The 22269-nt window shown below is 73.0% G+C and carries 22 protein-coding genes; 6 read left to right on the top strand and 16 right to left on the bottom strand.

What is annotated here, in order from left to right; genetic code table 11:
- Positions 1-230 precede the first annotated feature (230 nt).
- Positions 231-1733, bottom strand: a complete 1503-nt coding sequence (locus J7W19_RS19820) for an aldehyde dehydrogenase family protein (RefSeq protein WP_004945700.1) — start codon at positions 1731-1733, stop codon at positions 231-233.
- Between the two features lie 217 nt (positions 1734-1950).
- The gene (locus J7W19_RS19815; RefSeq protein WP_004945698.1) at positions 1951-2685 is read right to left on the bottom strand and encodes a hypothetical protein; all 735 of its coding nucleotides are present in this window, start codon (positions 2683-2685) and stop codon (positions 1951-1953) included.
- An 87-nt stretch (positions 2686-2772) separates the two neighbouring features.
- Here J7W19_RS19815 and J7W19_RS19810 point away from each other — a divergent pair, with 87 nt between their 5' ends.
- From J7W19_RS19810 to J7W19_RS19800, 3 genes are all read left to right on the top strand, one after another.
- On the top strand, positions 2773-3339 hold the full coding sequence (locus tag J7W19_RS19810; protein ID WP_004945695.1) for a protease inhibitor I42 family protein: 567 nt from the start codon (positions 2773-2775) through the stop codon (positions 3337-3339).
- Positions 3340-3410: 71 nt separating this feature from the next.
- On the top strand, positions 3411-3803 hold the full coding sequence (locus J7W19_RS19805; protein WP_004945690.1) for a helix-turn-helix domain-containing protein: 393 nt from the start codon (positions 3411-3413) through the stop codon (positions 3801-3803).
- Between the two features lie 89 nt (positions 3804-3892).
- Positions 3893-4303 (top strand): VOC family protein, encoded by a 411-nt coding sequence (locus J7W19_RS19800; RefSeq protein WP_004945689.1) that lies wholly within the window; start codon positions 3893-3895, stop codon positions 4301-4303.
- A gap of 4 nt (positions 4304-4307) precedes the next feature.
- Here the strand turns inward: J7W19_RS19800 and J7W19_RS19795 are convergent, their stop codons facing one another.
- The 5 genes from J7W19_RS19795 to J7W19_RS19775 all read right to left on the bottom strand — a co-directional run bounded on the left by J7W19_RS19795 (position 4308) and on the right by J7W19_RS19775 (position 7020).
- On the bottom strand, positions 4308-4802 hold the full coding sequence (locus J7W19_RS19795) for a cupin domain-containing protein (RefSeq protein WP_004945686.1): 495 nt from the start codon (positions 4800-4802) through the stop codon (positions 4308-4310).
- Positions 4803-4944: 142 nt separating this feature from the next.
- Positions 4945-5109, bottom strand: coding sequence for a hypothetical protein (locus tag J7W19_RS19790; RefSeq protein WP_158688783.1), 165 nt, complete (start codon positions 5107-5109; stop codon positions 4945-4947).
- A gap of 299 nt (positions 5110-5408) precedes the next feature.
- Positions 5409-6257 (bottom strand): helix-turn-helix domain-containing protein, encoded by an 849-nt coding sequence (locus J7W19_RS19785; protein ID WP_004945680.1) that lies wholly within the window; start codon positions 6255-6257, stop codon positions 5409-5411.
- A 24-nt stretch (positions 6258-6281) separates the two neighbouring features.
- Entirely contained in the window at positions 6282-6806 is a 525-nt protein-coding gene (locus J7W19_RS19780) for a DUF6879 family protein (protein ID WP_004945677.1), read from the bottom strand.
- A complete protein-coding gene (locus tag J7W19_RS19775) occupies positions 6781-7020 on the bottom strand; it encodes a hypothetical protein (RefSeq protein WP_004945674.1) in 240 nt (79 codons plus the stop codon). Before J7W19_RS19775 ends, J7W19_RS19780 begins: the two co-directional genes overlap by 26 nt.
- Before the next feature lie 292 nt (positions 7021-7312).
- On the opposite strand from J7W19_RS19775, the gene J7W19_RS19770 reads away from it, so the two are divergent.
- Positions 7313-8290: a hypothetical protein gene (locus J7W19_RS19770; RefSeq protein WP_004945671.1), complete on the top strand. Its 978-nt coding sequence runs from the start codon at positions 7313-7315 to the stop codon at positions 8288-8290.
- Between the two features lie 185 nt (positions 8291-8475).
- Here the strand turns inward: J7W19_RS19770 and J7W19_RS19765 are convergent, their stop codons facing one another.
- The 6 genes from J7W19_RS19765 to J7W19_RS19740 all read right to left on the bottom strand — a co-directional run bounded on the left by J7W19_RS19765 (position 8476) and on the right by J7W19_RS19740 (position 14803).
- Positions 8476-9465 carry a malate dehydrogenase gene (locus tag J7W19_RS19765; protein ID WP_004945668.1) on the bottom strand — a complete coding sequence of 330 codons (990 nt, stop codon included), beginning with the start codon at positions 9463-9465 and terminating at the stop codon, positions 8476-8478.
- A 143-nt stretch (positions 9466-9608) separates the two neighbouring features.
- Complete coding sequence (locus J7W19_RS19760; protein WP_078588047.1) at positions 9609-11081, bottom strand: helix-turn-helix domain-containing protein; 1473 nt, start codon at positions 11079-11081, stop codon at positions 9609-9611.
- A 369-nt stretch (positions 11082-11450) separates the two neighbouring features.
- Positions 11451-12317 carry a helix-turn-helix domain-containing protein gene (locus J7W19_RS19755; protein WP_004945663.1) on the bottom strand — a complete coding sequence of 289 codons (867 nt, stop codon included), beginning with the start codon at positions 12315-12317 and terminating at the stop codon, positions 11451-11453.
- Positions 12314-13111, bottom strand: a complete 798-nt coding sequence (locus J7W19_RS19750; RefSeq protein WP_040889996.1) for a helix-turn-helix domain-containing protein — start codon at positions 13109-13111, stop codon at positions 12314-12316. The genes J7W19_RS19755 and J7W19_RS19750 overlap by 4 nt, the downstream gene beginning before the upstream one ends.
- Before the next feature lie 383 nt (positions 13112-13494).
- Positions 13495-13920: a DUF3017 domain-containing protein gene (locus tag J7W19_RS19745; RefSeq protein ID WP_004945658.1), complete on the bottom strand. Its 426-nt coding sequence runs from the start codon at positions 13918-13920 to the stop codon at positions 13495-13497.
- Positions 13910-14803 carry a bifunctional methylenetetrahydrofolate dehydrogenase/methenyltetrahydrofolate cyclohydrolase gene (locus J7W19_RS19740; protein ID WP_004945653.1) on the bottom strand — a complete coding sequence of 298 codons (894 nt, stop codon included), beginning with the start codon at positions 14801-14803 and terminating at the stop codon, positions 13910-13912. The genes J7W19_RS19745 and J7W19_RS19740 overlap by 11 nt, the downstream gene beginning before the upstream one ends.
- 273 nt (positions 14804-15076) lie before the next feature.
- Here J7W19_RS19740 and J7W19_RS19735 point away from each other — a divergent pair, with 273 nt between their 5' ends.
- Positions 15077-15670 (top strand): hypothetical protein, encoded by a 594-nt coding sequence (locus tag J7W19_RS19735; protein WP_004945648.1) that lies wholly within the window; start codon positions 15077-15079, stop codon positions 15668-15670.
- Between the two features lie 108 nt (positions 15671-15778).
- Here J7W19_RS19735 and purH read toward each other — a convergent pair whose 3' ends face one another.
- Both purH and purN read right to left on the bottom strand, forming a co-directional pair.
- Complete coding sequence (gene purH / locus J7W19_RS19730; RefSeq protein ID WP_004945645.1) at positions 15779-17341, bottom strand: bifunctional phosphoribosylaminoimidazolecarboxamide formyltransferase/IMP cyclohydrolase; 1563 nt, start codon at positions 17339-17341, stop codon at positions 15779-15781.
- Entirely contained in the window at positions 17338-18009 is a 672-nt protein-coding gene (gene purN, locus J7W19_RS19725) for a phosphoribosylglycinamide formyltransferase (RefSeq protein WP_004945642.1), read from the bottom strand. Before purN ends, purH begins: the two co-directional genes overlap by 4 nt.
- A 463-nt stretch (positions 18010-18472) precedes the next feature.
- On the opposite strand from purN, the gene J7W19_RS19720 reads away from it, so the two are divergent.
- Positions 18473-19468: a hypothetical protein gene (locus tag J7W19_RS19720; RefSeq protein ID WP_325176063.1), complete on the top strand. Its 996-nt coding sequence runs from the start codon at positions 18473-18475 to the stop codon at positions 19466-19468.
- Positions 19469-19526: 58 nt separating this feature from the next.
- On the opposite strand, the gene J7W19_RS33040 is transcribed toward J7W19_RS19720, so the two are convergent.
- Entirely contained in the window at positions 19527-22208 is a 2682-nt protein-coding gene (locus J7W19_RS33040; RefSeq protein WP_004945638.1) for a cell division protein PerM, read from the bottom strand.
- Positions 22209-22269: the final 61 nt, after the last annotated feature.

The raw sequence follows: 22269 nt of genomic DNA, 5'->3' as shown, positions 1-22269 counted from the left end.
GGATACGCGGTGCCCGTCAGGCCGTACCGGGGTGTGACGGGCCGGGCCCGCGCTCCGGTGGTGGTGCGTCTCCGTCGCGCGGGGCGGGGTCCGGGCTTGCCGGCCTTGTCGGCTCTGTCTGCCCTGTCATTCCTGCCGGGCCCGTCGGCGTCCGGGCGCGTGCCCCGCCGGGGTGTGGCGGGGGTACGGCGCCCGGGCGCCGCTCGGCCGCGACGTGCGCGGTGCCGGGATCAGCCGGCGAACCAGCGCACGGGCGCGGGGGCGAGGTTCTGGTAGATGTGCTTGACCTCCCGGTACTCGGCGAGCCCGGAGGGCCCCAGTTCGCGGCCGATGCCGGACTTGCCGAAGCCGCCCCACTCCGCCTGCGGCAGGTAGGGGTGGTAGTCGTTGATCCACACCGTGCCGTGCCGCAGCCGTCCGGCGACCCGGCGGGCGCGGCCCGCGTCCCGGGTCCAGACGGCGCCGGCGAGCCCGTACTCGGTGTCGTTGGCGAGCGCGACGGCCTCGTCCTCGGTGCGGAAGGTCTCGACGGTGAGGATGGGGCCGAAGGTCTCCTCGCGGACGACCTTCATGCCGCGCGTGCAGCGGTCGAGGACGGTCGGCTCGTAGAAGTAGCCGGTGGCGGGCCGGACGTCGCTGGGCTCGGGGCGGGCACCGCCGCAGCGCAGGACCGCGCCTTCCGCGAGCGCGGAGGCGACGTACGCCTCGGTCTTCTCCAGCTGCGCGGCGGAGACGAGCGGCCCGCACTCGACGCCCGGCTCGGTGCCGCGGCCGAGGCGGATCCGCTCGGCGCGGCGGGCGAGTTCGGCGACGAAGCGTTCGCGGACGGACGCTTCGATGATCAGCCGGGAGCCGGCCGAGCAGACCTGGCCGCTGTGGATGAAGGCGGCGTTGAGGGCCTGGTCGACGGCGGTGTCGAAGCCCTCGTCGGTGGCGCAGGCGTCGGCGAAGACGACGTTGGGGTTCTTGCCGCCGAGTTCGAGCGCGACCTTCTTCACCGTGGGGGCGGCGGCGCGCATCACGCGGGTGCCGCTGGCCAGGCCGCCGGTGAAGGAGACCAGGTCGACGTCGGGGTGCTCGGACAGCCGGGCGCCGACCGGGTCGCCCGCGCCGGTCACGATGTTGGCCGCGCCGGCGGGCAGCCCGGCCTCCACGAGGAGGCGGATCAGGTGCACCGTCGAGAGCGGCGTGACCTCGCTGGGCTTGATCACGAAGGTGTTGCCTGCGGCCAGCGCCGGGGCGATCTTCCAACTGGCCTGGAGCAGCGGGTAGTTCCACGGCGTGATCAGCGCGCAGACGCCGACCGGCTCGTGCACGACCACGCTGTGCACCTCGGGGCTGCCCGCGTCGACGACCCGGCCGCCGCTCTCGTTCACCACGAGGTCGGCGAAGTAGCGGAAGGCGTTGGTGACGTCGTCGACGTCGACCCGGCCCTCCTCCAGCGTCTTGCCGGTGTCGCGGCTCTCGATGAGCGCGATCTCCTCGCGGTCCCGCTGGAGCAGGTCCGCGACGCGGCGCAGCAGCGCGGCGCGCTCGGCGACGGGCGTGCGCGGCCAGGGGCCGTCGTCGAACGCGTCCCGGGCGGCGGCCACGGCGGCGTCCGTGTCCTCCGTCCCCCCTTCGGAGACCACGGCGAGGACCTTGGCGTCGGCCGGGTCGAGCACCTCCCGCTGAGCGCCGGAGGCGGCGGCACGCCACCTCCCGTTCACGTGGATCGTCTCGACTGCCGACATGTTCTTCCTCTGCTTCCGGTCTCCGTGCGGTCCCGTCGACGGCCGGAGCAGGCCCGGAGTGCGGGGCCCGGAGCACAGAGCTCGGCCGTCAACGGGGCGCGCCTAACCGAATGCGGGCCGCCCATGCCTCTTTTTGCACATAGAGTGACCTAAGTCACTGCAACCACCTCTGTTTCATTCGGGTCGGTTCCCTTCCCCGGCGGCTCATCCGGGCAGGTCAGAAGTCGGGGCGGACGGCCAGCCGGCCGAGCGCCTCCGGCGCCGGGCCCGGGGCGAACTCCCACCCCGGGAGCCCGCCCCAGGCTATGGACGTCCTCAGGTACTCGACGAGCGTGATCCCCTTGCGGCCGATCACCCCGTACACCTCGGGATCGGCGCGGGGGTCGGGGAGGACGACGTCGTGGGTGCCGCCGCTGATGTTGGCCTTGTGGTACTCGTCGGGGGCGAGGGAGAAGAGGAACTCGGCGTCCTCATCCTCGTCCTCCTCTGTGTACGCCTCCCACTCGTACCGCAGGTGCTCGGCGCCCGCGACGTCCAGCGGATCGGGGTAGCCGGCGCCGGGCGGGCCCGTCCGGGGCAGGGGGCCCTCGTGGTAGTGCAACCCGAGCGCCGGGCAGTCGCCGAGGAAGGACACGTCGCCCACGGTCAGGAAGCTCGCCTTGAGCGCGGCGGGCAGGACGCCGACGGTCTCCTCCATGGCGCGCACGAGGGCCGGGGTGCCCTCCGTGGGCGGCCGGTGCGGCGCTATGCCCTCCGTGGCCGGGACGAACCCCAGCTCGGGCAGCGCCTCCGCGAGCCGCACCACATGCCGGGCCACCCGCTCCATGGTGGCCGTGGCCACCGCCTCCACATCCTCCCGGAGCTCCCCGGGCACCGGCCCGAGCCCGCGCAGCTCGTGCCAGACCTGCTCGTGCTCACCCTGCCGCGCGTAGCGCGTGAAGAACGACGTCATGGCAGCACGTTAGGGCCACCCACTGACATCGCCCGTCCCCGCGGATCCGGATGGCCATCTTCCGTCCACACCCGCGAACATGACCGCGTGAACAGAACGAAGAGACCCTCCGGACGCGCCGCCCTCCTGCCCCTGGGAGCGGCCCTGCTGGCGCTCGCCCTGACCGCCTGCGGGGGCGGTGGCGGGGACCACGGCGCCGAAAAAGGCAACGGCAAGGGAGACCGCGAGGTCGGAGGCGGGGATCACGACCGGCAGCGTCCCACCGGCCTCGGCACGGTCCACGAGGACCGGATGCCGCCGTACGACCCGGCGCGGCCGAACCCGCGCGACCGCACCGAGGGCACGCTCACCGTCCGGCACGGGGAGCGCTTCACGATCGCGATGCGCGAGAGCGCGTCCGCGCGCCTCAACTGGAGCCTCTCCACCCCGGGCCCCGACCGCGACGTCGCCCGCCCCGCCGGTACCAGCAGCTACCAGACGGCGCGGGAGAAGGAGTTGATCGGCTCCAGCCACGCCCTGTACTTCACGTTCGAGGCCGTGGGCACCGGCACCACGCGCATCGTCCTCACCAACCGCTGCGGCACCGACCGCACGTCGGGCTGCTACTCCCCGGAGCTCGCCCGGTCGGTCACCTACCCCGTGACGGTGCGCTGAGCCGGGCCCCGGCCGCCGGGGGTGTGTGGGGCCGCGCCCCCGGCCGCGGAGGGGCGTGGTGGGATACGTCCGTGAGCCGCGCCACCGAAGAGACCAACCGCCGGATGCTCCGCGCCCGGGACGCCATGGACCGCGCCTACGCGCAGCCGCTGGACGTCCCGGCGCTGGCCCGGATCGCCCATGTCTCGGAGGCGCACTTCATCCGCGTCTTCCGGGCCACGTTCGGCGAGACGCCCCACCGCTACCTGCAGCGCCGCCGCGTCGAACGCGCCATGTCCCTGCTGCGCGACACCGACCGCAGCGTGACGGACATCTGCTTCGAGGTCGGCTTCGGCAGCCCGGGCACCTTCAGCCGCACCTTCCGCGACATCGTCGGCCGCTCCCCGCGCGCGTACCGCAAGGAGGCGACGGCCGCGGGCGTGCCCACGTGCTTCGCGATGGCCTGGACGCGCCCGAGCGCCTGAACCGGCGGGCGCCGGCGGGAACGTGGGTACGTGGGAACAGAGCAGTTTCGGATAAGTTTTCGCCCGGCGCGCTCACTAACGTAAGGCGCATGTTCACCGCCATCACGCACTCGCAGATATTCGTTCTCGACCAGGACGAGGCCCTCGACTTCTACGTCGGCAAGCTCGGCCTGGAGGTCGGCGCCGACGTCGACATGGGCTTCATGCGCTGGCTCACCGTCCAGGTCCCCGGCCACCCCGACCGCCAGATCCTGCTGGAGAAGCCGGGCGCCCCGGCCATGTCCGAGGAGACCGCCGCCCAGGTCCGCGACCTGGTCACCAAGGGCGCGATGGGCGGCTGGCTCATCCTCACCACCGACGACTGCCGCAAGACGTACGAGACCCTGCTGGCTCAGGGCGTCGAGTTCACCGAGGAACCGACCGAGCGCCCGTACGGCACGGACTGCGGCCTGCGCGACCCCTTCGGCAACCGCATCCGCTTCACCCAGCCGAAGGACTGACGCGTCACGCGCCGAGCGCGGCGTTCCAGGCCGGGCTGTCCACGTAGTGGTTGTCGAAGCGCTCCGCGGACTCCCTGATCTCCTCGGGCCCGGCCTCGCCGCGCATGACCCGCCCCAGCAGCCGCAGGTAGTCGAAACGCGCCATCCCGGGCGTGAAGGCGAACAGGACGTCGGCCGTGCACCCCGGGGCGGCGGCGAAGGCGTGCGGGGTGTTCGGCGGAACGAGGAGGAAATCCCCGCCGTTCAGCACCTCGATCTCCTCGCCCACCAGCACGCGGAGCGAGCCGTCGATGACGAAGAACATCTCGGCGGCACGCGTGTGGAAGTGCGCCGGCGCCCCGACGGCCCCCTCGGCGAAGGTCGAGCGGTAACTGGTGAGCAGGCCACCGGTGGTGTCGGAGTCCGCCAGCAGCGTCATCACACTGCTCGGGTCGCTCGCCGTCTCGGCGCCGGCGGCCCGGGTGAGGACGGCGGCGAAGTCGGTGCCGGTGCTGGCCATGGTGGCGTTCCCCCTGTTCGGGCGGCACGTTCGCGCCGCTCGTCGATCAGCCTAGGGGCCGACCGTCCCAGGGGACTGGTCCACTTCCTCCCAGGAAACATGGGCCACTTCTCACTCGACACCCCCGCGATGACCTGCCGCCTCACGCCCAGCACAGCGGACACCTGCACACCACCCACTCCCCCCGCAGCCTGCCGAGCTCCTGGATCGGCACCTGCTTCGTCCGCGCCTTGTCGGGCGTGACACCGGGTTCGCGCTTGTAGACGGTGACGAGCCGGGTGCCGTCCTCCGCGACGGTGCTCTTCACGCCCGGCTCCTTCCCTCTACGGGGCCCGCGTCGTCAAGCACACGACCGATGTGTTCCCGGAACGGGACCGCTTCCGACGGACGGAGACGCAAGTCGGTGTCCGTGACGTGCTCACCATCTCTGCACAGCCACAGGGGGACGCAGATGGTGCCGTCCGCGTCCAGGTATGGCCGACGGAAGGGAGTGAGTTCCACGCGCCAGACGTGCGCCCCGGTTGATTGGTCAGTCAGCTCCATGCGAGGGACCGTAGGCGCGCCACGGTCACGGCAGCCACGTCCTTGCACGCATTTGCAGCCCACTTACCCGAGAGCGGTAATGGCCCCGCCGATCAGGCACCGCGCCTCCGTCCCGTGGACGGCCATGGCCGACAGACGCCCGAACGCCTTGCGATACGCGGCGATTTCACTCGGCTCAGTGATCTTCACTTCGGCGGTCAGCAGTTCGACCTGGACCTCGTGGTCGTCGAAGACCATGAACGTTTCCAGGCCCCACATGCGCCGATGAGCGGTCCGCGGAACGATCCCCAGCGAAACCGATGGCAGCGCCATGACGGCGAGTAGGTAACCCAGTTGTCCTGCCATCACTTCCGGCCCACCGTGCGAGCGGTACAAGACGTCCTCTTCGATGAGCAGCGCGAAGCGGTGGTTCCCTCGGCGAATGACCTGGGAGCGTTCGACCCGGGCGGCGGCGGCTTCCGGAGCGTCGTTCGGGGTGCCTTGGAATTCGCTGATCGTGGACAACAGCGCCATGGCGTACCCCTCCGTCTGCACCAGGCCGGGGATCACGTTGGAGCAGTACACGCGAAACTCGCGTGTCCGCTCGTACAGCGGGATGACCGATTCCTGATGGCGACGGATGCCCGTGCGATGGAGCCGTTTCCACTGCACGTACATGGTGTCGGCCGCACGGTTCGCGGCAATCAGGTCGAGCGCTCGTTCCTCCGCTTGGCACGCCGCGCACCACTTGCGGATATCCGCGTCCGAAGGCGGAGTTCGGGCGTTTTCGATCCGCGAGGTCTTCGACTCGCTCCACCCGCACCGGCGAGCCAGTTCACGCCCATTGAGCCCCGCGTCCAACCGGATGTCCCTGAGCCGGGCCGCGAGGGAGTCGCGGGCCTGCTGGACGGTACTGGGCCTGGGCTCTGACATGAACTGGCCGTCCGGTTACCGGGGCTAGCCGACCTTGTAGTCCTCGTGCGGCACAGCGCGCTGCCACACTTCCTCGAAAGCGGCAGCGCACAGGCGGGTCACACGGGCGTCCTCGCTGAACTGGGGCTCCGCCGGCACGCCGTCCCCTGTGAAGACATTGAACCGGACCGCTCGGCCGTCGATCAACCAGAAGTCGTTGCCCGGCAGCGCGATGTCGGATGCCTCCGGCCTTTCCAGCCAGCGGACTTGCTCCCCCGCGTCCACAATGACCGACGTCCCCGCGTGTTCGTACCGAATGTAATCGGTAACGGGCACCGAGACGATCCGCGCGCGGCGCATTCGCACGCCCCGTCCGACAGTGCGCCGGACGAGCGCCACCCAATCACGCCACAGGGCCGACTCGGGATCGTCGACCCGCTCGCCTCGGCGCCAGGCGGCGAACGAAGCCCGTTCTCCGGCCACCGCGTAAACGTCACGCATCTCCAGGTGCAGAGCCGAACTCCTCGCCGAATCCAGCAGTTCGTCAAAGCTGGGGACGCTTTGCGGCATCGCATGCCTCCCTCATCATCGGCACCATGCGGGCCGGGATCCGGACCACCGCTTCCGTCGCGGGGATCGTCCCCGTCTGCAGGCAGTCCCGGGTGGTGTGTTCATCGGCCTTCCACCCCTGGATGACGAGGTCGCGCGTGTCCTGGTCCACCCAGACCGTGGGGCAGTTACCGCCTCCGCTTTCGGGGTCGACACCCACCAAGTGCAACGCCACGACAGCCTCCCTTGCGAGTGGTTGCTCCGCTTTGCATGACCTTGCCCGCGCAGACGCACCCGGGTCAACGGCGCGCACGCGGGTACGCGGGGGCGCGCAGCGAAACTCACGCGCCTCCGCTGTCGGCCAAGCAACAACTGGACCGGTATCCAGCCCCAACGAGGCGTCGACGGCACGTAGTTGCCTATACGCTCGGGCACTACTCGAACCCCACAAACGGAGCAGCCCCCGCACGTCTGGCAGGACGCCGCGAGGGCCTACACCGCCGAGGTCTGAAGAAGGAGACCCCGAGATGATGCGCCATGTTAGCGCGCCCCAGCGTCGCTTCACCCAAGTACCGAACGACATCGTCCGGCACCCGGACCTTTCTTCGGACGCCGTACGCCTTCTCGTCTGGCTGCTGTCGCTCGCCGAAACCTCCGACGTCTCCTTTTCCGACGTCGCGCGGCGGGCCGGGATCAAGAACGGGGCGTTTCAGCGCGCCAAGGCACAGCTCAAGGAGGCCGGTTACGCGCACGAGTGGCGGCGGCAGGGGGCCGACGGGCGGTGGGTCACGACGCAGTTGGTGACCTCGGTGCCGTTGAGCGCCGAGGAGGCCCGGGCCGTACGGGACGGCGAGGCGCTGCCCGGCGTACCGGGTGCCGGGAAACCGGCCGTCGGTGAGCCGGGGCCCCGGGTGGTCGGTGGTCACCCTACGGACAAGACGGGGAGCAACACGTCCCTTCCGCCCGCCCCGCTGATCGCGCCACCGGAGGAGCCGCCGCCTCCGCCACCGCCCGGGCCCCGCCCGACTCCCCCGGCGTGCCTGCCTGAGCCACTTCTCGAACACGGCGCGCTGATCCTGGCCTCCGTCTCGCACGGCGAACCGCGGCTGCGGCTGACCGGCCGGGAGGTCAAGGAGCTAGCGCCGCTGGCGGCGGACTGGTTGCTGCGCGGGGTGAAGGCGGCGCAGCTGCGCGAGGAGTTGAGCGTCGGGCTGCCGGAGCGGATCCATCACGCGGCGGCTCTCCTCCGCAATCGGCTGCTGCGCAAGCTGCCGGACGCTCCGCCGATCGCCGCCCCGCCGCGCCCCGAGCCACCGCGCCCGAAGGCCAAGAGCATGCGCGAGTGCCAGGGCGATCACACGCAGCCGCTCCTCTTCCGGCCCCTGGGCGACGAACCGTGGTGCCGCGACTGCCGGATGGAACGGGCGCACGCCCAGGCGGAGGCCGCGCGGGGGGCCGCCGTCCGGGGTGCCGCCGCCGTACGCGCCGCCCTGCGCGGCACGTGACCGGAGGTACGCGCTCCGGGGACCCCGCCGCAGTGTGACGCCCTCTCACGCGGACGGGCAGCCCTGCCCCACCGGCGACACGGGGTCACCGGCGGCAGGACCGCCCGTCCGATCCGATCCGTCGGATCCGGGCCAGGACCAGGTCAGGATCAGATGAGATGAGATGAGATGAGATGAGTTCGCGATCAGAGGAGACCGAGCTCGCGCACCGCGGTCCGCTCCTCCTCCAGCTCCTTGACGGAGGCGTCGATGCGGGCGCGGGAGAAGTCGTTGATCTCCAGGCCCTGGACGATCTCGTACTTGCCGTCCTTGCAGGTGACCGGGAAGGAGGAGATGAGGCCCTCCGGAACGCCGTAGGAGCCGTCCGAGGGGATGCCCATGGAGGTCCAGTCGCCCGCGGCGGTGCCGTTGACCCAGGTGTGGACGTGGTCGATGGCGGCGTTGGCGGCGGAGGCGGCCGAGGAGGCGCCGCGCGCCTCGATGATGGCGGCGCCGCGCTTGGCGACGGTCGGGATGAAGGTGTCGGCCAGCCACGCCTCGTCGTTGACGACCTCGGCGGCGTTCTTGCCCGCGACCTCGGCGTGGAAGATGTCCGGGTACTGGGTGGCGGAGTGGTTGCCCCAGATCGTCAGCTTCTTGATGTCCGAGACGGCGACGCCGGTCTTCTTCGCGAGCTGCGAGATGGCGCGGTTGTGGTCCAGGCGGGTCATCGCGGTGAAGCGCTCGGCCGGCACGTCCGGCGCGGCGGCCTGGGCGATGAGGGCGTTGGTGTTGGCCGGGTTGCCGACGACCAGGACCTTGATGTCGTCCGCGGCGTGGTCGTTGATGGCCTTGCCCTGCGGCTTGAAGATGCCGCCGTTGGCCTCCAGGAGGTCACCGCGCTCCATGCCCTTGGTGCGGGGGCGGGCGCCGACGAGCAGCGCGACGTTGGCGCCGTCGAAGGCCACGTTCGGGTCGTCGGTGATCTCGATGCCGCGCAGCAGCGGGAACGCGCAGTCGTCGAGCTCCATGGCGGTGCCCTCGGCGGCCTTGAGACCCTGCGGGATCTCCAGAAGTCGCAGCTTGACCGGCACGTCGGCGCCGAGGAGGTGACCGGAGGCGATGCGGAAGAGCAGCGCGTAGCCGATCTGACCGGCCGCGCCGGTGACGGTGACATTGACGGGAGTGCGGGTCATGGCGATCTCCTGCTGCGAAACTGGCGGTGGGTGTCCCTGCCCCTGTTGTACGGACCTCTCTTGGTATCAAGAGATCCGGCGTCAGGCTATCCGACCGCGCAGGCCCGGAACCCCCGAACCGGTGTGGGACGCCTCACCTGGGCCTATGGCACCTCCTGTGACGCTTCGGACGCCTCCTCCGCCCCTGAGGCACCAGAGCGCCCGGCGGCCCCCTTCACACCGTCAGTCCCAGCCGATCCGGCTGCCCCCGGCTTCCTGGGGAGCGTGCAGCCCTGGCGTCCGGAGCTGAGCACCACACAGGCCCTGGCCTCGCCCGGAGCGGCGACCGCGACCATGGTGCTGTGGCCGTCCGTCCCGCGCTCTATCCGGCCCTCGCCGGTGCGGGAGGCCGCGCTGACCCGCAGCGTGTCGCCGGGGCCGCCCTGCGTCATCCGGGCCCAGGCCGCCTTGCACGTCTCGCTGTAGCGCACCTCCACGTAGGTGCTGCCGACGGTCGCCGAACCCGCCGTCGTCGCCCGCCGGCCGCCGCACCCCATGCTCTCCGGGTCCTTGCCGGTGCACGCGCCGCCCGCGCACTTCACGCCCGCCGGGAGGCCGGCCGGGCCGCCGGTTTCCGGCGCGGCGGCCGGCGGCGGGGCCTTCCGAGCGCCGCCGCCCGGCCCGTACCCGAGCAGCAGGACGGCCGCGACGACCATGAGCAGCGCGCCGACCGCCCCCACCGTGAACAGCAGCGCCGCGCGGCGCTTCGGGCGCGGCTGGGAACGGGGGTGCGGACGGGGGTACGGGCGCCGGTTGCCCGAGGGCCGCTTCGGCGGACCGGCGGCCGGGCCGACGGGCGGGCCCGCGGAGGCGTCGGTGGACGGGTTGACGGAGGGAGCCGAGAGACCTGAGGGAGTGGTGAACGGGTCGGCAGGCGAGTCCCCCGTCGGGTCCGTCAGAGGGATCGCCTGCGCGCGGGCGTCCAGACCGGCCGCCCGCGCGGAGGGAAGGCCGGTGCGGAACCGGGCGGGCCGGCCCGCCCCTTCGCCCCTGTCATGCTCGTCACGCCCGCCTTGCTCCCGCCGCGACTCCGTCGTCTCCGGCGCCGTGGCAGGGGCCATGTCAGGAGCCGCACCGACCGTCCCCCCGGGCGCTACGCCCGCCGCCACTCCCGGCGTTCCCCCACCCGTCGCTTCCGTCGGCCCACCCTCACCGACGACCCCGTCGCCCGCCTCCGGCTCCTTCGCCCTCCCCCTGCGGAGCGTCCACCCCCGCTTCCCCGAGGCGGCCGGCGGCGCGTACTCGGCCAGCGCGGCGCGCGCCGCCTCGACCCGGAGGCCCTCCATCGTCACGTCGTGCCGCAGCTCGGACCGGCTCCAGGCGCGTTCGGCCAGTTCCCAGATGGTCAGCAGGTGTCCGACGTCCGTGCCCGTCGCCTCCGCGAGCGCCTCGGTGGCGCCGCGCGGCGGCAGCAACCGGCCGTTGAGGTACCGCTCCCAGGAGGTCTTGCTGTAACCGGTGCGGTCCGCGACCGCGCCGACGCTCATCCCGTTGCGCTCGACGATCCGGCGCAACTGTTCCACGAACTCGCGCACCTGCGGATCGAGTTCGTCCGACAGCACTCTCCAACGAGGCATGGCCCTCCCCCTAGTCACCTGCGTACCGCGGTGCTACCCAGGGGATGCCGCGACGCAGCCTCCAAGTTCCCTGTCGGCGGGCGCATAGGGGCGTTCCGGGTTGATCAACGCACCGGGGCGCACGCCCCCCTCGCCCGTCGTGCTCCTGAACCACCCTTCGGGACACGAACTCTTCCCATACGACATGACGCCATTCCGGTACAGAACGGTGACCTCGTAGCGGAATGATCTCTTCCGCGTCACAAGACCCGGCCTCGCCTTGAACCGGAATGCCGCCGTCTGGATGCTCGGGGAGGACGTCCGGCCGGTCCTCCCACGGGGGTGGAGGACCGGCCGCGTCCGCCCCCTCTCTGCCCCCTCCCCCGCACCTCACCCGCCAGGCGCGGCGAAGCACTCGGCCGCCCCCTCGGCCGGGCGCAGGCAGACCCGGGCCCGGCGCGGATCGTCGGTCGCCGTCATCGCGGTCGACAGATAGATCTCGGTGTCACGGCGGCTCGCGGCCCTGACCTCCTTGGCGTCGGCGCCGGGCAGCGTCAGCTCCACCCGGTCGCCGAGCCGCAGGCCGGTGGCCTTGGCCCAGACGGCGCCGCACTTCTCCGCGTACCGGATCTCGATCCGCTGCCCGCCCGCCGACCGCCGGGTGGCGAGGGTGGCGGGCAGCCCCTGCGCACCGCACCCCATCGCCTGGGCGTCGGCCCCTTCGCAGTCCTCACCGTGGCAGCCGGGCTCGAAGGACTGGGCGTAGGACGGCACGGAGGCGGAACCCGGCGCACCGGGCCCGGCGGCCGTCCCGGTCGCCGCGTCCTCGTCCGACAGCAGCACCAGGGCCAGCGGGACGGCCGCCGCCAGCGCCACCGCTCCGACGGCGAGGGACCACCCGGGGACGCGCCGGCCGGGCCGCCGCCCGGTGTCGGGTTCGGGGGGTGGTGCCGGCGTGCCCTCCGCTCCCCCACCGGCGGCCCCGGGAGCGGACGCGGCCCGTCCGGTCCACCGCTGCTCCGCCAGCTCCCACAGGGCGAGCGGCCGGCCGGGCGGCTCGTCCGCCAGCGCGCACAGCGCCTCGACGGCCTCGCGCGGCGGCAGCTTCTTGCCGTTGAGGTACCGCTCCCAGGACGACTTGCTGAACGCCGTCCGCCCGCCGAGCGCGGCCAGGCTCAGTCCGGTGCGTTCCCTCAACTCCCGCAGCGCGGCGGCCAGCCGGGCACACTCCGCGGGCAGCGGGGGTCCGCCGCTCACCGGCGCAACTCCTTCCAGGTGTCGGGGCCCACGATCCCGTCCACGACCAGGCCCTTGGCCTTCTGGAACCGCTCCGCCGCCGCCTTGCTCCGAGGACCGAAGGACCCGTCGGTCAGTCCGGGGTCGAAGCCGTGGTACTTGAGCAGGCACTGGGCCTCCAGCACCTCCCAGCCGCTGCTCTTGAGGTCCATCAGCACCGTGCGGGTCGGGCTGTACCCGGCCCACAGTTCACCTCCTCGGCGCTCGACCCGGCACGGGCGGGAACGTCCCTGCACGAAGACGAACGGGGACGGGGAGCCCACGGCCGACGGCGCGTCGGCCTTCGGTTGGGCGTCGTCGTCCTTCCAGGGGCGGGCGGCCAGCAGCGCCGCCGCCAGCGCGACGACGAGCACGGCCACCGCCGCGACGTACAGCCACAGGCGCCGCCTGGCCTCCTGGAGCCCCACGGCGTCCGGCGGCGAAGCGGGCGTGGGGGACGTGCCGGACGCGGCAGAGGTGGCGAGCGAGGCGGACGCAGCGGACGCAGCGGACGGCCACGCCTCCTCCGCTATCTCGTGCAGCACCAGCAGGCGGGCCGGATCCGCCCCGCACACCCGGGCCAGCTCCTCCACGGCTCCGCGCGGCGGCAGTTGCCGCCCGTTGAGGTAGCGCTCCCAGGAGGAACGGCTGTACGACGTCTTGGCCGCCAGCGCGGCGAGGCTGAGTCCGCTGCGGTCCTTGAGCCTGCGGAGTTGTACGACGAACTGGCTCACCCGTTGGTCGAGCGACGCCGGCAGTTCCTTCCAACGCGGCATGTTCCACCCCACACCGTCACATGGTCCCCCGAGGCATGAGCCTCCTGTGTCGCACATGATGGCGACGCCGGACGGTGTTTTCCCCTGCCTTCAAACGACACGCAGGTTTCCGGCCAGCGGTGGTGGCACCGGAGCGTCCCACCGCGGCCTCATGAGCGCGGGCGTCACCGCAGTTGGGAGCGTGGGACATCCCACGACGGCCCAACCGGCCGGGAACTCTTGGCAGGTGGGGATGTGGCGCATCACAGTCAGTGCAGCGAGCCGGTCGGCGCGGTCCACCCCGCGCCGGCCGGCCGTCTCCCGGCCGGACCGTCCTCTTACGGGGGAGAGGACGGTCCGCCCAAACCGTAGGACCGTCCGGACAGCCCGGACCGCTACGCCGCTCAGACCGTGAAGTGCAGAATGTCGTCCAGGAAAGGGATCTTCAGCCACGCGTGCGGCTGCGCGAGCATCGCCAGCAGCAGGATCGCCAGCCCCAGCCCGCCGTACGTGAACATGTCCGTGAACCGCGACCGCACGGCGAGCATGCCCACGGAGGGCAGCGCCCAGCGCAGCACCGCACCGCCGATCATGGCGATGCCGATCAGTATCGTCCCGATCCGGAAGCCGTCCAGGGCGACGATCAGCAGCCCCAGCCCCGTCAGTCCCAGCACCACCAGCAGCGGCCACTGCCGGGCCGGAGCGGGCGCGCCCCCGGGGGCGGCACGCCCGCCACCCTCCGGCCGCGCGGTGTCGCGGGTGAACTGGGGGAAGCGGCGCGACACCCGGGACCGCCCGGAGCCCGCCGCCTTGCCCGTCTCAGCCGGCATCGACGCTTCCCTCGGCCTCGTCGCCGGAGACACCCGCGGCGAGCTCCGCCGCCTCGACGACGTTGACGAGCAGCATGGCGCGGGTCATCGGCCCGACGCCGCCCGGGTTGGGGGAGATCCAGCCGGCGACCTCGGCGACCCCGGGATCCACATCGCCCATGATCTTGCCCTCGCCGTCCCGGCTGACGCCGACGTCGAGCACGGCGGCGCCCGGCTTGACGTCCTCCGGCTTGATCAGGTGCCCGACACCGGCCGCCGCGACGATGATGTCCGCCTGCCGCAGGTGGGAGGAGAGGTCACGGGTGCCGGTGTGGCAGAGGGTGACCGTGGCGTTCTCCGACCGGCGGGTGAGCAGCAGGCCGATCGACCGGCCGACGGTGATGCCGCGCCCGACGACGACCACGTGCGCGCCGTTGATCTCCACGCCGTGGCGGCGCAGCAGCTCGATGATCCCGTTCGGGGTGCAGGGCAGCGGCGCGGTCTCGTTGAGCACCAGGCGGCCCAGGCTCATCGGGTGGAGGCCGTCGGCGTCCTTGGCCGGGTCCATCAGCTCCAGCACCCGGTTGGTGTCGATGTGCTTGGGGAGCGGGAGTTGGACGATGTAGCCGGTGCAGTCGGGGTTCTCGTTGAGTTCCCGGACGACCGCCTCGATCTCCTCCTGCGTCGCGGTCGCCGGCAGCTCGCGCTGGATGGATCCGATGCCGACCTGGGCGCAGTCGCGGTGCTTGCCCGCCACGTACCACTTGCTGCCCGGGTCGTCACCGACCAGGAGCGTGCCCAGGCCGGGGGTGACGCCCTTGGCCTTGAGGGCTTCCACGCGCGTGGAGAGTTCGGACTTGATCGCGGCCGCGGTGGCCTTGCCATCGAGAATCTGAGCGGTCATGGCTCCATACTCCTGGATCCGGCGGCGGCCCTTCCAATCAGGAGGGCGCGCCACCCTGTGTTCACTGGTGAACCGTCGTTCGGTTCACGTTCACGTAGAGATCACGGTCACGCGGCGCTTGAACAACGCAGAGGGTATCGGCTGGACAAATGTCAAGAGCCCTACCACGATGAATCGCCAGTGCCGCGGGCGGTGACGGGGGGTGTACCGCTCAGCCAGTCCTCCGGAAGTCCGCGTCCGTCCCCGCACGAGCAACGGAGGAATCCCCCGACCATGAGCTTCGGTCAGCAGAACAACCCGTACGGCCCGCCGCAGCAGCAGCCCGGCTACGCCTACCCGCAGCAGGCCCCGTACCCGGGACAGCCGTACGCGCCGTTCCCGCAGCAGGGCGGGTACCACGGGATGCCCCCGGTGCCGGCGGAGATGCCGGGCCTCACCAAAGCGGCGCGGATCTTCATGTGGGTCATCGCCGCCGTGCACGTGGCCGTGGCCGGGGTCATGATCGCGGGCTACGCGGCGGTCAAGGACGAGGAGGGGAAGCACACCGGCGAGACGGTCACCACGCGCAACGGCGACACCGTCGACGCCGAGACCGCCTTCGGCTTCGCCCGGGGCCTGCTGGCCTTCCTCGCCATCCTGGCCTTGGTCTTCGCGATCATCGGCATCATCCTCGCCATCCGTTACGCCAAGGGCGGCAACGGCGTCCGCGTCGGCTCCATCGTCTACGCGTCGTTCGCCATCATCAGCGGCCTGTTCACCGCCCCCGCCTACGGCCTGGGCCTGCTGACGCTGGTCATGGCGATCCTGACCATCGTCTTCTGCGCCAAGCGCGCGTCCGCCGAATGGTTTCAGCGCCCGCGCTACTGAGCACGCCCGCGCCACTGATCGCGTCCGCGCCGCCGAGCGACGCCGACCGGCCGGTCCGGAGGCCGCATCCTCACCGAGGGTGCGGCCTCCGGCCGTTCCGCGCACCGGTCAGTGGAAGAAGTGCCGCGTACCCGTGAAGTACATCGTCACCCCGGCCGCCTTCGCCGCCTCCACCACCTCCGCGTCACGGACCGAACCGCCCGGCTGGGCAACGGCCTTGACGCCCGCGTCGGCCAGCACCTGGAAGCCGTCGGGGAAGGGGAAGAAGGCGTCCGAGGCCGCGTACGAGCCGCGGGCCCGCTCCTCCCCCGCCCGCTGGACGGCCAGCTTCGCGGAGTCGACGCGGTTGACCTGGCCCATGCCGACACCGACGGTGGCACCGTCCTTGGCCAGCAGGATCGCGTTGGACTTCACCGCGCGGCAGGCGCGCCACGCGAACGCCAGCTCGGCCAGCTCCGCGTCGGACAGCGCCTCGCCGGAAGCGAGCGTCCAGCGCGCCGCGTCGTCGCCCTCGGCCTGGAGCCGGTCCTTGGCCTGGAGGAGCACTCCGCCCTCGATCGACCGCGACTCGCCGCCGGCCTCGGGGGCGTCGGCGCAGCGCAGCACCCGGATGTTCTTCTTCCGCGCCAGGACCTCGACCGCGCCGTCCTCGTAGGCCGGCGCGACGATGACCTCAGTGAAGATCTCCGCGACCTGCTCCGCCATGGCCACCGACACCGCGCGGTTGACGGCGATCACACCGCCGAAGGCCGACAGCGAGTCGCAGGCGTGCGCCTTGCGGTGCGCCTCGGCGACGTCCGTACCGACGGCGATACCGCAGGGGTTGGCGTGCTTGATGATCGCGACGCAGGGCTCGGCGTGGTCGTACGCGGCGCGGCGGGCGGCCTCGGTGTCGACGAAGTTGTTGTACGACATCTCCTTGCCGTGCAACTGCTCGGCGTGGGCGAGGCCCTTGCCCGTGCCGTCGGTGTAGAGGGCGGCGGGCTGGTGCGGGTTCTCGCCGTAGCGCAGGGCCTGCTGGCGGGTGTAGGTGACGCCGATGAAGTCCGGCCAGGGGCCCTCGTCCGCGGCGTAGCCGGCGGCGAACCAGTTGGCCACCGCCACGTCGTAGGCGGCCGTGTGCTGGAACGCCTCGGCGGCGAGCCGCTTGCGCGCGTCCAGGTCGAACCCGCCCTCGGCGGCGGCCTTCAGGACGTCCGCGTAGCGGCCGGGGCTGACGACGACGGCCACGGAGGGGTGGTTCTTCGCGGCGGCACGGACCATGGAGGGGCCGCCGATGTCGATCTGCTCCACGCACTCGTCCGGCGTCGCGCCGGAGGCGACGGTCTCGCGGAACGGGTAGAGGTTGACGACCACCAGCTCGAAGGGGCGCACGCCCAGTTCGCCGAGCTGCGCGCGGTGGGCGTCGAGGCGCTGGTCGGCCAGGATGCCGGCGTGGACGCGCGGGTGCAGCGTCTTGACCCGGCCGTCCAGGCACTCGGGGAAGCCCGTCAGCTCCTCGACCGGGGTGACCGGCACCCCGGCGGCGGCGATCCGGCCGGCCGTCGAACCGGTCGAGACGAGCTCGACGCCGGCCTCGTGCAGCCCGCGGGCGAGCTCCTCCAGCCCCGTCTTGTCGTAGACGCTGATCAGCGCCCGGCGGATGGGCCGCTTCGTACCTTCGGCGGTCACGAGATCCGTACCTTTCGTCCCTCAATGCGGTAGCCGTGCCGGGCCAGACGCCCCACGACCTCGACGAGCAGCTGTCGCTCGACTTCCTTGATCCGCTCGTGCAGAGCGGCTTCGTCGTCCTCCTCCCGGACCTCGACCACACCCTGGGCGATGATCGGTCCGGTGTCGACGCCGTCGTCGACGAAGTGGACGGTGCACCCGGTGACCTTCACCCCGTACGCGAGCGCGTCGCGCACGCCGTGGGCACCGGGAAAGCTGGGCAGCAGGGCGGGGTGCGTGTTGACCGTCCGCCCGCCGAAGCGCGCGAGGAATTCCTTCCCCAGGATCTTCATGAAGCCCGCGGAGACCACCAGGTCCGGGGCGTACGCGGCGGTGGCCTCGGCCAGGGCGCGGTCCCAGTCGGCGCGGGAGGCGTGGTCCTTCACGCGCTCGACGAAGACCGGGATCCCGGCGCGCTCGGCGCGTTCGAGACCCGCGACGCCGTCCCGGTCGGCGCCGACGGCCACGATCCGGGCGCCGTACCCCGCGGGGTCGGCGGCGATCGCGTCCAGCAGCGCCTGGAGGTTCGTACCGGAGCCGGAGACGAGGACGACGAGACGGGCCGGACGAGCGAGGTCGCCGGAACGGTCGGAGTGGGCGGGGTGAGCCTGGGGGGCCGGGGACGCCACAGCGGGCCCTTTCTCGCGCGCGGTGCGGTTTGTATGGTCGTACGAGACAGAGGGGTCCCCGAATCCGGGGGACCCTACGAAGCCGCCGACCGCCAGCAACGATACCGGCACACCCGACGGCCCCCGCGGGACGGGGGCGCGCGCGGAAGGTAGCGTCTGTGGACGGCGTCCGCCAGGCGCTCCTCAGGTGTTCACCCGGCGTCCACCAGGCGTCCGGTGGGCCCGACGCGGCACGGGATCGGCTCCGGGAAACCGGGCTCACGGCCGTACGCTCGAGGTGCAGGACGCGACACAGCAGGACGCGGGACTACGGGAAGCCGGCCGGCGGGACGCCGCTCGGCAGAGCGCGGGACCGTGGAGCGCGACCCAGCAGGACGCGACACAGACGACACCAGGGGAAGACACACTCCACATGCCGGACCGACGCCGCCCCGCGGTTCACCGCCCCCTTCCGCTGTCCGCCGTGTCCGCCGGGACGCGGCCGTTCGCCGTGGAGACGGCGTCGAGCGACCGCGTGGCCTCGATGACTTCGACGGCCTCGGTGGCCCCGATGGCCCCTTCTCTTGGTCCCCTTGATCCCCTTGGTCCCGTTGGTTCCCCTGGTTCCCCTGGTTCCCCCGGTTTCGGCTTCGCGTCGGCCGCCGCGGCCTCCTCCGGCCCTCGGCCGGGTTCGCCGGCCTTCCGCGAGCGGCGGTCGCCGGAGCGGCAGGGGTGGGAGGACTCGGAGCGGGACGGTAACGGCCGGGACGAGGACGCTCGGAACGCGAACGACGGTCGCGGGCCCGGTTCGAACGACGCCGACAACCCCTTCGCCGCGCCGCCCGCGGGCCGGCCGGACCAGCCGTGGCGACCGCGTGAGCCACGGCACGGAAGCGGATCCGACGGTTCGGACGGCTCCGACGGCCGGGACGGGTCCGGGCAGCCGCCCGCCTGGGGCAGCCAGTGGAGCAGCCGGCAGCCGGGCCGCCACAGCGGCGGGTTCGGCGGCCCGCAGGGCGGCGGCCAGGACCCCGCCAACGGCGGCCAGGGCGGCGGCCCGCGCTGGGACCCCACCGACCCGGCCCAGCGCCGCGCCCGCTACGCCCTCCTCGCCGGGCTCTGGGGCTTCTTCTTCGCGCTGTTCAGCCTCCCCGAGATCGCCCTGCTGCTGGGGGCGCTCTCGGTCTACTGGGCGGTCAGCTCGCTGCGCGCCAAGAGCGGCGGCCGGCGGAACGGCGACGGGTCGGCCCCGGCGCCCGCGCCGCAGCCCGGCGGCTTCCGCCCGCAGACGACGGCGGCCGTGAGCGGGCTGGTGATGGGCGGGCTGGCGCTGGTCATCGTGGTGTCCACGTTCTCGTTCCAGCTCATCTACCGGGACTACTACACCTGTGTGGACGACGCGCTGACACAGACGTCCCGCCAGTCCTGCGAGAACCACCTGCCGAAGCCGCTGCGGCCGCTGCTGAGCGTGAACGACTGACGGAAGCCGGCGGGGACGGGTGGGGCGTGCGGGGACGCGTGGGACCTGCGGGACGGCGTCACCCCTCGCCCCACCGCTCGTCGAGCAACCGTGCCGGGTCGCGGGGTTCGAAGTCCGGCATCAGCCCGCCGCCCGAGTCCTTCAGCGCCGCCCAGCGCGCCTGGCGCACATGGGTGTCGTGCCAGTCGCCGTCGGCACGGCCGGCGGGCGCCGGGTCCGGAACGGGCGGCATCGGTGACTTCCGCGCCTTCCGCGCCCTGCGCGCCGCCTGTTTCGCCTCCCGCCGGGCGGTCCGCGCCGCCTCGCGCCGGGCGGCGCGCTCCGCTCGGGACACCCGGCCGCCACGGTGCCTGCGCCGCGGGGGTTCCGCCCGCCCGTCGGCCCCGAGGACGATGCCGTGCACGGGCAGGAGGGGCAGGCTCTCGGGGGCGTAGGAGACGGGGTTCACCGGGTGCCCGGGGGGCCGGTGACCCGGGTGCTCCGGTTCGGTCGGCTGTTCAGGTCGGGTTGGTCGGGTCGGCTGGGTTGGCTGGGTCGGGTGCTGTCGCGGCGGCGTGGACGCCCGGGGGCCGTCCGGTTCGTCGGCCCGGCCCCCGCGGCTCTGGTCACCGCCGCCCAGGCCACCGTCCGCTCCCCCAGCCGGATTCCGGCCCGCTCCGGCCCCCGCCGCGCCGACCGTTTCCCCGCCTTCCCCGCCTTCCCCGCCGCCCCCGGCGGCCGGGGCACCATTCCGTGAGCCGTCCCGTGAGCCGTCCCACGCGCCGTCGGGCGTTCCGAGCCGCGTACCGCCGTCCGCACCCGACGAGCGGTCCGCCGCCCGCCGCTGGTCGCGATCCGTCGTCCGCCGCTGTCCCGGCGTCGCAGAGGCCGCCGGGGCCGCCGGGCCGGTGTCCGCCCCTTCGCCGCCCACGGCGAAGCCCAGCCAGCGGGCCAGCCCCCGCCACCAGGACAGCGGGCCGCGGACCCGTACGCGCCGCGGAGCGGACGGCCCCGCGGCCGACGACGTGTCGGTGCCGATGGAGGCATCCGTTCCGCCTGGCGCGTCGGCCCCTCCTGATACGTACGACCCGTCCGGCGCGTCCACACCGCCGGACACATCCATCCCGCCCGACGCGTCCATCTCGTCCATAGCCGTCGCCGCACCCTTCCCGACGCTCACCGCACCATCCGTGCCATCGGCGCCATCCGTGGCAACCGCCTTGGCGGTCCGCAGTCCGAGGACCTGCCGCGCTCTCCACCCCCAGCCGCGCGGCCGGGCCGCGTCGGGTGCCGCCACGGCCTTTTCCTCCTTGCGGATCCGGCGGACGACCAGCGACCCCGGTACGCCGATGACCAGCGTCCAGGCCAGGCACGCCAGCCCGGTGAGGCGCCACGAGGGACCGAAGCGGGACAGGGCCCCGACGCCGAGCGGCCCGCCGGCGGCGTAGGCGAGCAGGGCGGCGACGGCGGCGCAGACCAGCGCGGCCAGGGAGGCGACGGCGACCGTCTCGCGCCGCCCCACGGCCGCGGGCCGGCGCGGCACGGCCGCGGCCGCCACCGCGACCCCGACGGCCGCCACCAGGGCGGCGGCGCCCGCCAGCCCCACCGGTTCGGCCTCACCGGGCGCGGGCAGCGCGGCGAGCAGCGGGAACGGCGGGAGCGGAGAGCGGTCGGGCGAACCGAGCACGGGCAGCGCCAGCGGGGCGACGAGCCCGTCGACGCCGGCCGCGAACCCGGGCCCCAGCCCGTAGGCGGCCGTCCAGACCACCGCGTTGGGCAGCAGCGCCACGCTCAGCAGCGCCACCCCCAACTGCCCCGGCCAGCCCACCGTGAGGTGGTCCACCGCGTCCCGTACGGCACCGGCGTGCACGGCCAGCGACGCCGCCAGCAGCAGCGCCGCACCGCCGAACAGCATCGCCGTACCGGCCGCGGCGGCCCGGGCGACCGCCACGATGTGCGGCGCCGTGAACCAGCGGCGTACGAACCCCGGCACCACCCGGCACACCCGGCGCACCCGCGCCGACGGCGTCCAAGGCGGGCAGCCCACCGCCATCCACACTCCGGCCGCGGCCGGGACCGCGGCGACGAGCGGGACGTGGATCAACGCGCTCAGGGGGTCGACGCGGATCGGTCCGGACGACGCGTAGAGCACGGCTGCGGCGCTCACCAGCAGGTATCCGCCGAGCAGCGCGGTGAACGCGGTGCGCGGCGGCAGCGGCGGAGCCGGAAGGCGCGTGGGGAGGAGTGGCACCTCCCAGGGCACCGGCGACCTGTCGGACGGTACGGACGCGGCGGTGGGGAAACCTTCCGCCACCGCCTCGTTCGCATCACCCGTTTCCCACACCTCGTCGATTTCGTCGGCTTCATCGGCTTCGTCGAGGTGCTCCGCGTCGTCCGGCGGCATCGGCGCCTGCCGCGCGGCCCGGTGGATGAGCAGGCAGGGCACGACGGAGAACAGCAACGGCGTCAGCCCGACCGGCGCGGTGCTCCCGGAGAGGGTCTCGGTGCGGACGAGGTCGGCGCCGTGGGCCAGCAGCCAGAGGCCGGCGGCGATGTGCAGCGCTCCGGCGGGCCCGCTGTCCGGGTAGGGCGACACGATCCACAGCACCAGGACGAGCGTGGCGAACGCCCCGAGTCCCAGTCCGGCGGCGACCGCCCCGCCCAGGAAGGCCCTGCCCGCCCCCGGCTTGTGACGCGCCGCGGATCGGGGGTGCGACGGCAGCGGCGGACCGCTGTGGGCATATGGGGTCACAAGGGCCATGCTGCCAACAACGCGCCTTTCGGGCGGGTAGCGACAAATGACCGTCGTGTCGTGTTCAGGG

The organism is Streptomyces mobaraensis NBRC 13819 = DSM 40847 (genome assembly GCF_017916255.1).
Classification (GTDB): Bacteria; Actinomycetota; Actinomycetes; order Streptomycetales; family Streptomycetaceae; genus Streptomyces; species Streptomyces mobaraensis.
The sequence above is the reverse complement of the archived record's forward strand: the minus strand, read 5'-3'. Positions and strand labels throughout refer to the sequence as shown.